12 protein-coding genes are annotated in these 12,996 nt (G+C 74.2%); 6 read left to right on the forward strand and 6 right to left on the reverse strand.

All coding sequences use genetic code 11. From position 1 onward, the window contains the following. Positions 1-147: 147 nt before the first annotated feature. Positions 148-954, reverse strand: coding sequence for an enoyl-CoA hydratase-related protein (locus C7456_RS09505; protein ID WP_109723509.1), 807 nt, complete (start codon positions 952-954; stop codon positions 148-150). Between the two features lie 202 nt (positions 955-1,156). On the opposite strand from C7456_RS09505, the gene C7456_RS09510 reads away from it, so the two are divergent. From C7456_RS09510 to C7456_RS09520, 3 genes are read left to right on the forward strand one after another with little or no spacing between them, the layout of a single operon-like run. Continuing rightward, the gene (locus C7456_RS09510) at positions 1,157-1,402 is read left to right on the forward strand and encodes a FeoA family protein (RefSeq protein ID WP_109723510.1); all 246 of its coding nucleotides are present in this window, start codon (positions 1,157-1,159) and stop codon (positions 1,400-1,402) included. After that, positions 1,399-3,240 carry a ferrous iron transporter B gene (gene feoB, locus C7456_RS09515; RefSeq protein WP_109723511.1) on the forward strand — a complete coding sequence of 614 codons (1,842 nt, stop codon included), beginning with the start codon at positions 1,399-1,401 and terminating at the stop codon, positions 3,238-3,240. The genes C7456_RS09510 and feoB overlap by 4 nt, the downstream gene beginning before the upstream one ends. Beyond that, positions 3,237-3,536, forward strand: a complete 300-nt coding sequence (locus C7456_RS09520; RefSeq protein WP_109723512.1) for a DUF6587 family protein — start codon at positions 3,237-3,239, stop codon at positions 3,534-3,536. Before feoB ends, C7456_RS09520 begins: the two co-directional genes overlap by 4 nt. Before the next feature lie 48 nt (positions 3,537-3,584). Here the strand turns inward: C7456_RS09520 and C7456_RS09525 are convergent, their stop codons facing one another. The 5 genes from C7456_RS09525 to C7456_RS09545 all read right to left on the reverse strand — a co-directional run bounded on the left by C7456_RS09525 (position 3,585) and on the right by C7456_RS09545 (position 9,779). Further along, positions 3,585-5,141: a J domain-containing protein gene (locus C7456_RS09525; RefSeq protein ID WP_211306306.1), complete on the reverse strand. Its 1,557-nt coding sequence runs from the start codon at positions 5,139-5,141 to the stop codon at positions 3,585-3,587. Next, on the reverse strand, positions 5,036-6,724 hold the full coding sequence (locus tag C7456_RS09530; RefSeq protein ID WP_109723514.1) for a molecular chaperone HscC: 1,689 nt from the start codon (positions 6,722-6,724) through the stop codon (positions 5,036-5,038). Before C7456_RS09530 ends, C7456_RS09525 begins: the two co-directional genes overlap by 106 nt. Positions 6,725-6,794: 70 nt before the next feature. Next, entirely contained in the window at positions 6,795-7,595 is an 801-nt protein-coding gene (gene agaR / locus C7456_RS09535) for a transcriptional repressor AgaR (RefSeq protein ID WP_109723515.1), read from the reverse strand. Beyond that, positions 7,592-8,845 carry an amidohydrolase family protein gene (locus C7456_RS09540; protein WP_109723516.1) on the reverse strand — a complete coding sequence of 418 codons (1,254 nt, stop codon included), beginning with the start codon at positions 8,843-8,845 and terminating at the stop codon, positions 7,592-7,594. The genes agaR and C7456_RS09540 overlap by 4 nt, the downstream gene beginning before the upstream one ends. 16 nt (positions 8,846-8,861) lie before the next feature. After that, positions 8,862-9,779 (reverse strand): class I fructose-bisphosphate aldolase, encoded by a 918-nt coding sequence (locus C7456_RS09545; RefSeq protein WP_211306300.1) that lies wholly within the window; start codon positions 9,777-9,779, stop codon positions 8,862-8,864. 64 nt (positions 9,780-9,843) lie between these two features. On the opposite strand from C7456_RS09545, the gene C7456_RS09550 reads away from it, so the two are divergent. The 3 genes from C7456_RS09550 to C7456_RS09560 are packed head-to-tail and all read left to right on the forward strand — an operon-like array spanning position 9,844 to position 12,895. Further along, positions 9,844-11,043 (forward strand): SIS domain-containing protein, encoded by a 1,200-nt coding sequence (locus C7456_RS09550; protein ID WP_109723517.1) that lies wholly within the window; start codon positions 9,844-9,846, stop codon positions 11,041-11,043. Beyond that, a complete protein-coding gene (locus C7456_RS09555; RefSeq protein ID WP_109723518.1) occupies positions 11,040-11,966 on the forward strand; it encodes a carbohydrate kinase family protein in 927 nt (308 codons plus the stop codon). The genes C7456_RS09550 and C7456_RS09555 overlap by 4 nt, the downstream gene beginning before the upstream one ends. Then, a complete protein-coding gene (locus tag C7456_RS09560; RefSeq protein WP_109723519.1) occupies positions 11,963-12,895 on the forward strand; it encodes a 1-phosphofructokinase family hexose kinase in 933 nt (310 codons plus the stop codon). The genes C7456_RS09555 and C7456_RS09560 overlap by 4 nt, the downstream gene beginning before the upstream one ends. Positions 12,896-12,996 lie beyond the last annotated feature (101 nt).

Here is a 12,996-nt window from a genome sequence, read left to right on the forward strand (position 1 = left end):
GCTCCCGCGAAGGATTGCCGCGACCCTGTGGGAGCGGCCTCCGGCCGCGATGCCCCATCCATGCCCCGACGACCCGCAGCGAAGGCTTGCCGCCGCGGCCGAAGCCGGCATGGCCGCGGTCGCCGGTCGCCGTGGCGCCCGCGAATCCTACGCGCGTCCCGACGGGGCGGCCGCCGCCCACGCCGGCGCGCGCTTGGCGAGGAAGGCGCCCAGCCCCTCCTGGCCCTCGGGCGACACGCGCAGGCGCGCGATCAGCGCGGCGTTGTCGCGGTCGATGCGCTCGGCGGCGGCCTCGTCCAGGCCGGCCATGCCCAGCGCCAGCCGCTTGGCCTCGACCTGCGCCAGCGGGCCGGCCTTGGCGAGCAGCGCCAGAGCGGCCTGCACCGCCTCGTCCAGCGCGTCGGGCGCGACCACCCGGTGCAGCAGGCCGATGCGCTGCGCCGCGGCGGCGTCGAAGACCTCGCCGGTGAGGAACAGCCGCCGTGCGTGGCGCAGCCCGATGGCGGCCACCACGTAGGGCGAGATCACCGCCGGCACCAGGCCGAGCTTCACCTCGGTGAGGCCGAACTTCGCGCCCTCGACGCCGATGGCGATGTCGCAGCAGGCGACCAGCCCCACGCCGCCGCCGTAGGCGGCGCCGTTGACGCGGGCGAGGGTGGGCCTGGGGCAGAACTGCAGGCTGCGCATCAGCCGCGCCAGGCGCAGCGAGTCGGCCAGGTTGTCCGCCTCGCCGGCGGCGGCCATGCCGCGCATCCAGTTCAGGTCCGCGCCGGCGGAGAAGCTGGCGCCGCGGCCGGTGAGCACCAGCGCGCGCACCGCCGGGTCGCGGCCGGCGTCCTCGATGGCGGCGGTGAGCTCGGCGATCAGCGCGTCGTCGAAGGCGTTGTGCACTTCGGGGCGGGCGAGGGCGAGTTCGCGCACGCCGGCGCGGTCGGTGATCTGCACGGCGGTCATCGTGCGGCTCCTGCGGGGAAAGGCGTGCATCTTAAATCGTCGCCGGGGGCGATCAGGCTCATCGTGTTCCGCATCGTGGCCTCCGGCCGCGAGAAGGTTCCCTCCAAGGCATCCGCAAGCGGCCTGCGGCCGCGACGCCCGCGCCCTGCAGCGAATGCGAAATGGGCGTACAATGCGAACCATTCTTATTTGAGTGGTTGCCGTGCGTCTGACCGAGCTGCCGAAGGGTGCCAGTGCCGTGGTGGAACGAGTGGAAGATGCCCATGCCGACGATGCGATCGCGCAGCGCCTGCGCGACCTGGGTTTCGTCGCCGGCGAGCCGGTGCGCCTGGTCGCGCGCGGCCCGCTGGGCGCCGATCCGCTGCTGATCCAGATCGGCTCCACCCGCTTCGCCCTGCGCCGCGCCGAGGCGGCGCGCGTGCGCGTGCGCGCGCAGGAGGCGGCATGAGCGCCGGCACGCTGCGCATCGCCCTGGTCGGCAACCCGAACTGCGGCAAGACCGCGCTGTTCAACCAGCTCACCGGCGGCCGGCAGAAGGTGGCCAACTACGCCGGCGTCACCGTGGAGCGCAAGGAGGGCCGCTTCACCGCGCCGTCCGGCCGCGTGCTGCAACTGCTCGACCTGCCCGGCACCTACAGCTTCGACGCCGCCAGCCCGGACGAGCGGATCACCCGCGACGTGCTGGAGGGCAACTACCCCGGCGAGGCGCCGCCCGACCTGATCGTCTGCGTGGCCGACGCCACCAACCTGCGCCTGCACCTGCGCTTCGTGCTGGAGGTGCAGCGGCTGGGCCGCCCGGTGGTGCTGGCGCTGAACATGATGGACGCGGCGCGCCGCCGCGGCATCGCCATCGACGTGGCGGAGCTGTCGCGCCGGCTGGGCATGCCGGTGGTGGAGACGGTGGCGGTGCGGCGCGACGGCGTGCGGGCGCTGGTCGCGCAGGTGGACGGCGAGGTGCCGGCCGCCGCGCCGGCGCAGCCCGACGACGCGGCCAGCCGCGCCGACCTGCACGACCAGGTGCGCGCGCTGCTGGCCGCCACCGTGGTGATGCCGCGCGCCACCGACGCGCGCGACGACGCGCTGGACCGCTGGGCGCTGCACCCGGTGTTCGGCCTGGCGATCCTGGCGGCGGTGATGTTCCTGGTGTTCCAGGCGGTGTACTCGGTGGGCAAGCCGATGACCGACGCCATCGCCGACGGCTTCGACTGGCTCGGCGCGCACGTCGCCGCCTGGATGCCGGACGGCCCGCTGCGGAGCCTGGTCACCGACGGCCTGTTCGGCGGCCTGGGCACGGTGCTGGGCTTCCTGCCCGAGATCCTGGTGCTGTTCTTCTTCATCCTCACGCTGGAGGAGTCCGGCTACCTGCCGCGCGCGGCCTTCCTGCTCGACCGCCTGATGGTGTCGGTGGGGCTGACCGGGCGCTCGTTCATCCCGCTCTTGTCCAGCTTCGCCTGCGCCATCCCCGGCATCATGGGCACGCGCTCGATCACCGACCCGCGCGACCGCCTGGCGACGATCCTGGTGGCGCCGCTGATGACCTGCTCGGCGCGGCTGCCGGTGTACGCGCTGCTGATCGGCGCGTTCATCCCGACCCGGCGCGTGCTGGGCGTGTTCAACCTGCAGGGCGTGGTGCTGTTCGCGCTGTACGCGGCCGGCATCGCCGGCGCGATGGCGGTGGGCTGGGTGATGAAGCGGCTGCGCCGCGACCGCAGCGAGCACGCGCTGCTGATGGAGCTGCCGTCCTACCGCCTGCCCAAGCCGCGCGACGTGGCGATCGGGCTGTGGGAGCGCGGCATGGTCTTCCTCAAGCGCCTGACCGGCGTGATCCTGGCGCTGACCGTGCTGATGTGGTTCATCTCCACCTTCCCGTCGCCGCCGGCGGGCGCGACGGCGCCGGCGATCGAGTACAGCATCGCCGGCTACATGGGCCGCGCGCTGCAGCACATCTTCGCGCCGCTGGGCTTCAACTGGCAGATCAGCCTGTCGCTGATCCCGGCCTTCGCCGCGCGCGAGACCGCGGTGGCCGCGCTGGCCACCGTGTACGCGGTGGGCGGCGACGCCGACGCGGGCGGGCTGGGCCACGCGCTGGCCGCCAACTTCCCGCTGGCCAGCGCGCTGTCGCTGCTGGTGTGGTTCGCCTTCGCGCCGCAGTGCATGTCCACGCTGGCGGTGATCCGCCGCGAGACCGACTCCTGGCGCAACGTGGCGATCTCCTTCGGCTACATGTTCGCGCTGGCCTACGCGGCCTCGTTCGTCACCTACCACCTGGCGGCGTGGCTGGCATGAGCGCGGGCCTGCTCGCGCAGTACGCGGCGATCGGGCTGGCGGTGCTGGCCAGCGCGCTGGTCGCGTTCCGCAAGCTGGCGCCGCAGCTCAGCAGCCGCTGGCTGGCGGCGGCCTCGATCCGCCTCGCGCGCCGGGATTCGCGCCTGGCGCAGGCGCTCGGCCGCCGGCTGCAGCCGAAGCAGGCCACCGGCGACTGCAGCGACGGCTGCAGTACCTGCGGCGCCTGCGGCCCGAAGCCGCCGGCGGCGGCGCGCGGCGAGGCGATGCCGCTGGAGTTCAGGCCGCGCGCCAAGTAGCCGCTTGCCTGCGCATGCGTCGCGTCACGCCCGGCTCGCCGGCCGGCGCTAGTCGGCTTGCGCGGCCGTCCGCGACCTGACGCGCAGGTGCGCGCGCTGGAACCACAGGTCGAGGCCCCAGGCCAGCATGGGGACGGTCAGGATCTGCCAGTAGGCGAAGCCACCGCGGACGTCGTCGGCATCGACGAACAGGACGCGGGCCAACGGGTAGATCAGGAACGGCGCGACGCGGAAGATCGCGGCGTGCGGGCGGCGTTGCGACGGGAAACGCCGCCAGCACCGGCGTATCGCCAGCCATGCGGCCACGACGGGCACAACCAGGGCAAGCACGCTGTGCGGGAGCAGCGCGTTCACGCCCAGGCCCAGGCCGCACAGCAGCGGCACCAGCAGCAGGTTCAGCCAGGGCCAGCGCACCGCGACGTGCTCGGGTAGCCCGTGCCAGCGGTCGAGCGGCTGGTAGGCCATCCACGCCAGCCAGCACAGGCCCATCGTGAAGCCGACCGCGCCCAGGCCCAGCGCGAGCCGGCCGGCTTCGGCCGGATCGGCGTCCAGCCAGGCGATGGCACAACCGAGCAGGGCGCCCAGCAGGGTCGCCGCCAGCCAGCGGATGCCGCCCATCAGCAGGCGCGCCCGGGTGATGCGCGTGCGGTCGGCGGCGTCGAGCCAGAACCGGATGGCCCGCCGGTCGAAGCGCTCCGGCAAGTCTTCCGGATGCCCCCGGGTCAGGGTGTTCACGAACATGGCGATGCGCGCGGGGAAGACCGCCAGGGCGATCACGCGGCTCCAGCGGAACGGTGCTTCCAGCAGGGCCAGCTGGCGGTCCAGCGTGCGGACCGTCGGCATGGGCCGGAGACGGGCGCACAACGCCGCGCGATGGGCGGGCTGCAGTTCCCAGGCCAGCTGCATGTGCCGTTCGAGGCGTTGCAGGGCCAGCGGATCGTGTCCGGCCGTCGCGTGGTGCAGGTCGAAGAAGCGCAGGATGGCGTCCAGGCAGGCCGCCGGCATCGGCGGCCGTTCGCGGTAGAGCCGCTGCACCAGCGCGCGCCCGGCTTCCGTCTTCAGCTGCAGCGACCAGAACTCCGGGCGCGCCTGCAGCCAGCGCCCGAGCGCGTCCGCATCGCCCGACGCGGCGCGGTCGATCGCCTGCGTGCAGAAGCCGTCGAGGTCGAAGCGCACCGCGGGCGGCCGCAGGTCGGTCCCGGCCATGGCGGCGGGCATCCGGGGGGCGGCCCCGTCCGCGCGTGGCGGGGCCGCCGCGGCCGCGGCGGGAGGCGCATCGCCTGCCGGCCCGCCGTTGCCGCCGCCATCGCCGGCGGAGGCAGGGGCGAGGGCAGGATTCCGCCGGCACTGGGCGAGGGCGCGCTGGTACATCGCGTGCAACTGCTGGAAGCCTTCCGGATCGTCCTCCGGCCGTGTCCGCCGCAGGCGCTGCGCATAGGCGCGCTTGAGCGCGCGCTCGTCCGCGTCCCCGCCGAGGCCGAACCATTCCAGCGGCGACATCAGGCCGGCTCCAGCGTGTCGAGCGCCGCGCCGAACTCGCGGCGGTGCTCGCGGATCAGCAGCTCGTCCTGCGTCTCCAGCGCCGCGCGGAAGCGCGCGATCCACTGCTGCAGCTGTTCGCGCGCGTGCAGGTGCTCCTCGTACAGCCGCTCGGCGCGGGCGAGCAGGGCGACGTTCTCCTGCTTGGCGCGCGGATGCACCTTCAGCTCGGCGAGCGCCGCCAGCCGCTCGCGGATCTGCCGCGGGTCGAGCAGGCCGGGATTGCGTTCGAGCACCAGCTCGTGCCGCTTGCCGGTGGCGCGCACGGCGGCCTCCACCTGCAGCACGCCGTTGACGTCGTAGGTGAAGCGCACGTCGACCGCGTTCTGCTCCGGCGGCAGGCGCGGGTCCACCGGCACCTTGAGCTCGCCGAGCTTGATGTTGTTCGCCACCAGCGGGCTCTCGCCCTGGTAGACCTGCAGCACGATCCCGCTCTGCCCGGGCTGTACCGGCCAGAAGGTGTCCTCGCGGCTGGTGGGCACCACGCTGTTGCGCTGGATGATGGGATGGAAGAATCCGCTCTGCGGCCGGCCCTGCTCGTCGCGCCGCGCCACCTCGGTGCCCAGCGTGTAGGGGCACACGTCGGTGAGCACCATTTCCTCGAGCCGGCGGTCGCGCGCCTTCATGCCGGCGGCCACGCAGGCGCCGAGCGCGATCGCCTGGTCCGGATGCACATGGCGCAGCGGCAGGCGGCCGAACATCCGCGAGACCAGGCGCGCGACCAGCGGCATGCGGCTGGCGCCGCCGACCAGCACGATCTCGTCGAGCTGCTCCGGCTGCAGCCGCGCGTCGCGCATGGCGCGTTCCAGCGGGGCGCGCATGCGCTGCAGCAGCGGCTCGACCAGGTGGGCGAAGCGCTGCTGGTCGATGCGCCAGTCGATGGCGCGCTCGCCGAGCCGGCACTCGACGCGGACCTCCTCCTCGCTGCTCAGCGCGCGCTTGGCCGTCTCCAGGCGGCGGCGCAGCTGGCCCCGCTGCGGGGCATCGAGGGCGTCGGGGGCGAGGCCGAGGTCGGCCAGGCAGGCCGCCTCCAGCGCGTCGAGGAAGTCCTCGCCGCCGAGGAAGTTGTCGCCGGCGCTGGCGTGCACCTCCACCACGCCCTCGAACATCTCCAGCACGGAGACGTCGAAGGTGCCGCCGCCCAGGTCGAACACCAGGAAGCGCGAGCCGTCGGGTCGCTCCTGCAGGCCGTAGGCGAGCGCCGCGGCGGTGGGTTCGTTGATCAGCCGCTCCACGCGGATGCCGGCCAGTTCGCCGGCGGCGCGGGTGGCCTTGCGCTGGGCGTCGGAAAAGTACGCGGGCACGCTGATCACCGCCTCGGCGACGCGCCCGCCCAGCGCCGCCTCGGCATCGGCGACGAGCGCGCGCAGCACCAGCGCGGAAAGCTCCTCCGGCCGGAAGGTGCGCCGGCCGAGGCGGGTCTCGCGGTCGGTGCCCATCCAGCGCTTGAAGGCGGCGACGGCCTGCTGCGGGTGGCTGACCATGCGGTCGCGCGCGGCCTGGCCCACCAGCACGTGGCCGTCGTCGTCCACGCCCACGACCGAGGGCGTGAGCAGGTCGCCGAGCGGATTGGGGAACAGGCGCGGACCGTCGTCCGCATAGATGCCGATGAGCGAATGCGTGGTGCCCAGATCGATGCCGACGATCATCCCTGCCGTTTCCCCCCAAGCCAACGGCGCGAGTTTACACAGCCGGGGACGGGCCCGGCACGCGGGCAGGCTAGACCAGCAGCACCTGCACGCCCTGCTTGCGCAGCGCCTCGACGTGGTCGGCCGGGACGCTGGTGTCGCTGATCACCGTGTCCAGGCTGGCGATGGGCGCGATCACCGACAGGCTGCGCTGGCCGAACTTGCTGGCGTCCAGCACCGCCACGGTCTGCCGCGAGACGCGGATCATCAGCGCGTTGAGCGAGGCTTCCAGCGGGTCGGGGGTGGTCACGCCCACGGCGGGATCGAGGCCGTCCACGCCGAGGAACAGGCGGTCGGCGGACAGCCGCGCCAGCGCCTGCTCGGCGTCGGGGCCGGCCAGCGAGTAGGAGGTCTGGCGCAGCAGGCCGCCCAGCATCATCACCCGCACGCCGCCGAGGCCGCTCAGCTCCAGCGCGATGTTGAGCGCGTTGGTGATCACGGTCAGCTCGTTCCAGCGCTGCTGGCGCAGCTGGCGGGCGATCTCCACGGTGGTGGTGCCGGAGTCGATGATGATGGTCTCGCCGTCGCGCACCAGCCGGGCCGCCGCGATGCCGATGCGGCGCTTCTGCGCGTGGTGGCGGGTCTCCTTGACGGTGAGCGGGGTGTCCTGCTGCACCGGCGCCGCCGGGATGGCGCCGCCGTGCGAGCGGGTGACCGCGCCGGCGCGGGCCAGCGCCTCCAGGTCGGCGCGGATGGTGACGGCGGAGATGCCGAAGCGCCGGACCAGCTCCTCGACGGTGACGCGGCCCTGCCGCTCCACCTGCTCGACGATCAGGCGGCGGCGCTCCTCCAGCAGCAGTTTCGGGGCGGCGGCCTTGCGGCTCTTGCTCATGCGATTCCCAGCAGGCGTGCGGCGTTGTCGTGGTAGACCCTGCGCAGGATCGCGTCGGGCAGGCCCAGGCCGTAGATCGACCAGCGTCCCTGCGGCGGCGTGGCCGCCGGCGCATAGTCGAAGTATTCGTCCTCGGTTTCAAGGAAGCGGTAGTAGATCTCGTACAGCGCGTCGCCGAGCAGCTGCTGCGGCACGTCCTCGCCCCACGGCGGCGGCACCGCGTCGGTGCCGAACAGGATGCGGTCCTGGAAGCGCTCGAAGAAGCGCCGGCTGCGCCGCGGCTGGCGGCCGAGCTCGGCGATGCGCGCGCTGATGTCCACCTGCACGTTGGGGAAGCGCGCCAGGCAGGCCTCGATGGCGTCCAGGTCCTCGGCCTGGCTGCCCACGTGCATCAGCACGAAGGTGGTGCGCGGGTGGCGCGCGATCACGCGGTCGCGCGCGGCGATCAGCTCGGCGTGGCCGGGGAACTCCGGGCCGTAGAACGACCAGTCCGGGTGATGGGCCAGTTCCTCGTAGCGCTCGTTGTGGCGGTCGGTGGGCCGGAAGAACGCCAGCGGGTCGGCGGTGTGGATGAACACCGGCATGCCCAGCGCCGCGCAGGTCTCCCACATCGGGTCGAAGCGGGCGTCGTCCACGCCGACCAGCGCGCCCTGGTCGATGCCCTCGCGCAGGTACAGCCCGAGCGTCTTGAGCAGCTTCAGCCCGCACGCGCCGGCGCGGCGGGCGCGCTCGATCGCCTCGGCCTGCAGGCGCGGGTAGTCCGGCTCGGCGAACAGCCCGAAGGAGGGCTCGGTCATGCTGAGGAAGCGGCCCGGCGCGGCGCGGTCGAAGCGCGCGATGGTCTCCTCCAGCCCGCGGCCGACGCCGCCGGTGAGGTTGACCATGGCGCGGATGCCCTTGCGCTCCATCAGCGGCAGCAGCTGCGCGGGGTCGGTGAAGAAGGTCATCGCCTCGCCCACCGGCACCGCGCCGCGCACGTCGCGCATCCAGCTCAGGTGGGTGTGCACGTCGATCACCGGGAAGCGCGGCCGCTCCACGCGGGTGGCCGGCACGCGCAGCATGCTGCGCGGCGCGAACTCGGCCAGCGGCATGGCCAGCTTGCCGGCGTCCGGCGCGGTGGCCAGCAGGTTCTTGCCCTGGCCGGAGGCCGGCGCGGCGGCGCGCGGCGGCGGCGCGCAGCAGCCGCAGAAGCGCGGGCGCGGTGCCTCGTCCGCGGCCCTGCCGGTGTCCTCGTCGCGCTCGTCGTCCATCCGTCGGTTCCTCCGCTCAGCGCGGATAGCGCGCCATGATGTCATGCACGCGACGGGTCAGCGCCACCGCCTGGTCGAACGGGCGCAGCCACATGTTGCGGCCGAACATCACGCCGCTCGCACCGCTCTGCATGTAGAACTCCACCTTGCGCAGCACCGCCTCGTCGTCGTCGTTCTTCTCGCCGCCGGAGAACAGCACCATGGTGCGGCCGGCCGAGCGCACCACGCGGGCGCAGCGGGCGGCGGCGTCCTCTTGCAGCTTGTCGTAGGGCGGCGGCACGTTGGCCACGCTGTCGTTGGGCTCGTGCAGCTTGACGATGTCGGCGCCGAGCTCCAGCGCCACGCGCGCGGCGTAGTCCTGCGCGTACAGCGTGTTGGTGCCGCCCCTGGCGTTGATCGCGCTGCCGCGCGGGTAGGACCACAGCACCAGCGGCATGCCGTAGCGCTCGCAGTCGCGGCGCACCTGCTCGAACTGGCGGAACTCGTCGTGCTGGCGCGGCGAGCCCACGTACATCGTGTAGCCCACCGCGTCGGCGCCCAGGCGCACGGCGTCCTCCACCGAGGCGAACAGCGGCGAGGTGGCCTCGGCGTCGCTGGGGATGTTGGTCTTGCCGTTGAGCTTGAGGATCAGCGGCACGCGGCCGCAGTGCCCGGCCATGTACTTCTCGGCCAGGCCGATGCCCAGCGCGATGGCGGAGAAGCCGCCGGCCTCGGCCAGCGCGAACTGGTAGGCCGGGTCGACCGCCGGCGGGTGCGGGAAGAAGTCGGTGGGGCCGTGCTCCAGGCCCTGGTCCAGCGGCAGCACCAGCAGCGTGCCGTTGCGCGGGCCGTGGCCGTACAGCAGGCGCCACAGCCGGGTGCGCTTGCCGTGCGGGAGCGGCAGGGAGGCCAGGACGGAGCGGCTGGCGGGGGCGGCTTGCAAGTTGTCTTTCATTTCGAATACCTTTGGATGAAAGTTTCGATGTGTTTCGTTTTCCGTCATCTTTCAACAGACGCCCATGCCTGTCAAATGCCCTCTCTCGCCTGAACTCGCGCAGCTGCACGACGCGCCCGCCGCCGAGCAGGCGCGGCGCGGCTACGCCGACACGCTGCGCGAAATCCTGCAGCAGCCGCAGACCTGGCAGGGCACCGCCGCGCGCCTGGCGGAGGAGGGCGCCGACGCGATGCTGCGCGGCCTGCTCGCCGCGCGCCCGGCGCACATCGTGTTCACCGGCTCGGGCAGCTCGGTGTACGTGGGCGAGTGCCTGGCGCCGGTGCTGCAGGCGGCGCTGGGCGTGCCGTGCCTGGCGATCCCCGCCGGCACGCTGCTGACCTCGCGCCGCGGCGTGCTGCCGCCGGGGCGCGGCCTGCTGGTGTCGATCGCGCGCTCCGGCGACAGCCCGGAGAGCACCGGCGTGGTCGACCAGGTGCTGGCCGCCGAGCCGGGCTACGCGCACCTGGCGATCACCTGCAACGCGCAGGGCCGGCTGGCCACGCGCTACCGCGACGAGCCGCGCATGCACGTGCTGCTGCTGGACGAGCGCACCAACGACCGCAGCCTGGTGATGACCAGCAGCTTCACCAACCTGCTGCTGGCCGGCAGCGGCCTGCGCCACGTCGCCTCGGGCGACGCCGACGCGCGCGTGGCCGACGCCGCCGCGGCGGTGGCCGGCGCGGTGTTCGCGCGCCACGGCGACGCGCTGGCCCGGGTGGCCCGCGCGCCGTCGGCGGCGGCGGTGTACCTGGGCAGCGGCGCGGCGCTGGGCGCGGCGCGCGAGTCGGCGCTGAAGATGCTGGAGATGTCCGGCGGCGCGATGCGCGTGCTGCCGGAGACCTTCCTGGGCCTGCGCCACGGGCCGATGTCCTGGCTCGACGACGACTGCCTGACGGTGGCCTACCTGTCGGGCGAGCCGAGCGTGCGCGGCTACGAGTACGACCTGCTGCGCGAGCTCAACCGCAAGGCGCTGGGCGGCGCGCGCGTGGTGGTGGGCGAGTCGATCCCCGGCGACGTGCTCGGGCCCGGCGGCGTCGCGGTCGAGCTGCCCGGCCTGTACGCGCTGGAGGAGGCGCAGCAGCAGATGATCCACGTCGTGGTGGGCCAGCTGCTGGCGTTCTTCCGCTGCCTGGCGCTGGAGCAGCGCCCGGACGCGCCCTCGCAGGGCGTGCTCACCCGCGTGGTGGAGTCCTTCGCGATCCACGCGGCGGGGGACGGCGCATGAAACCCGTGCTGGTCGCCGGCGAGATCAACGCCGACCTGGTGTTCACCGGGTGCGCGGGGCTGCCCGCGTTCGGGCGCGAGATCCTCGCCGAGGGTTTCCGCCAGGGGCCGGGCAGCTCCTCGATGATCTGCGCGATGGGCCTGGCGCGGCTGGGCGACGGCGTGCTGTTCGCCGGCGTGGCCGGGCAGGACGGCTGGGGCGACTACTGCGTCGGCGCGCTGCGCGCGGCCGGCATCGACACCGGCGCGGTGCGCCGCGACGCCGCGTTGCGCACCGGGATCACCGTGGCGCTGTCGGACGCGCGCGACCGCGCGCTGGTGACCTATCCCGGCGCGATCGCCGCGCTGCGCGCGGAGGAGATCGACGACGCGCTGCTGGCGCGGGCCGGCCACCTGCACGTGTCCTCCTACTACCTGCAGCGCGCGCTGCAGCCGGGGCTGGGCGCGCTGTTCGCGCGCGCCCGCGCGCTCGGCCTCACCACCTCGCTCGATCCCGGCTTCGACCCGGCGCAGCGCTGGGGCGCGGAACTGCTCGAACTGCTGCCGCTGGTCGACGTGTTCCTGCCCAACGCGCTGGAAGCCTGCGCGGTCGGCGGCGAGCCCACGGCGGCGCGCGCGCTGAAGGCGCTGGAGAACGGCGTCACCCGCACCGTGGTCAAGCTCGGCGGCGAGGGCTGCCTCGCGCTGGACGAGGACGGCGCGCCGCTGGCGGTGCCGGCCTTCCGCGTCGAGGCGGTGGACAGCACCGGCGCCGGCGATTCCTTCGACGCCGGCTTCCTGCACGCCTGGCGCCGCGGCCTGCCGCTGCGCGAGTGCCTGCGCTGGGGCGCGGCCTGCGGCGGCCTGTCCACCCGCGGCATCGGCGGCACCGCCGCGCAGGCCACGGTGGAGGACGTGCGGCGGCTGCTGGCGGAGACGCCATGATCACCGTCGCCGGCTTCAACACCGCGATCGACCACCTGTTCACGCTGGACGCGCTGGCGCCCGGCGCGGTGCAGCGCGCCGCGCGCGCCGAGCTGTACCCCGGCGGCAAGGGCCTGCACGTGGCGCAGACCGTGGCCGCGCTGGGCGAGCGCGTGCAGCTGGTGGGGCTGACCGACGCCGCGCACCGCAACCTGATCGCGCGGCGCATGGCCGGGCGCGGCGTGCTGTTCCACGGCGTCGAGATCGAGGCGCCGCTGCGCAGCTGCATCGCGGTGCGCGAGGCCGACGGCCGCGTCACCGAGATCCTCGGCCCCGGTCCCGCGCTGGCGCCCGCCGCGCAGGAGGAACTGCTGCGCACCTGGTGGCGCTGCGCCGAGGAGAGCGCGCTGCTGGTGCTGTCCGGCAGCCTGCCGCGCGGCTTCGTCGCGGACACCTACGCGCGCATGGTGCGCCAGGCCGCGGCGGCCGGGCTGCCCTGTCTGGTCGACGCCAGCGGCGAGGCGCTGCGCCACGCGGCGGCCGCCGGCGCGCGTCTGCTCAAGCCCAACCGCGACGAGGCCGCCGAGCTGTGCGGCTGCCGGATCGACGCGCCGGAGGCCGCCGCCGCGGTGGCGCGCGCGCTGCACGCGCAGGGCGTCGCGCAGCCGGTGGTGACGCTGGGCGCCGAGGGCGCGGTGGGCTTCGACGGCCGCCAGGCGTGGCACGCGGCGGTGGTGCTGGAGCGCAGCGTCAACGCGGTGGGCTCGGGCGACTGCCTGCTCGCCGGGCTGGCGGTGGCGCTCAAGCGCGGCGAGCCGCTGGAGGAGGCGCTGCGCCTGGGCGTGGCCTGCGGCGCGGCCAACGCGATGGACGAGGAAACCGGCTACGCGCGGCGCGCGCGGGTCGACGCGCTGCTCGGCGAAGTGCGCCTGCGAAGGCTGGCCGCATGAGAAACCGGCGGGCGGCCACGCAGCTTGCGACCGCCGTTCCCGCTTTCGCGGGAATGGCGCCGGGCGGCCCGTCCACGGCACCACGAGCCGCGCGGAGCGCG

It is taken from the genome of Fulvimonas soli, from assembly GCF_003148905.1.
Classification (GTDB): Bacteria; Pseudomonadota; Gammaproteobacteria; order Xanthomonadales; family Rhodanobacteraceae; genus Fulvimonas; species Fulvimonas soli.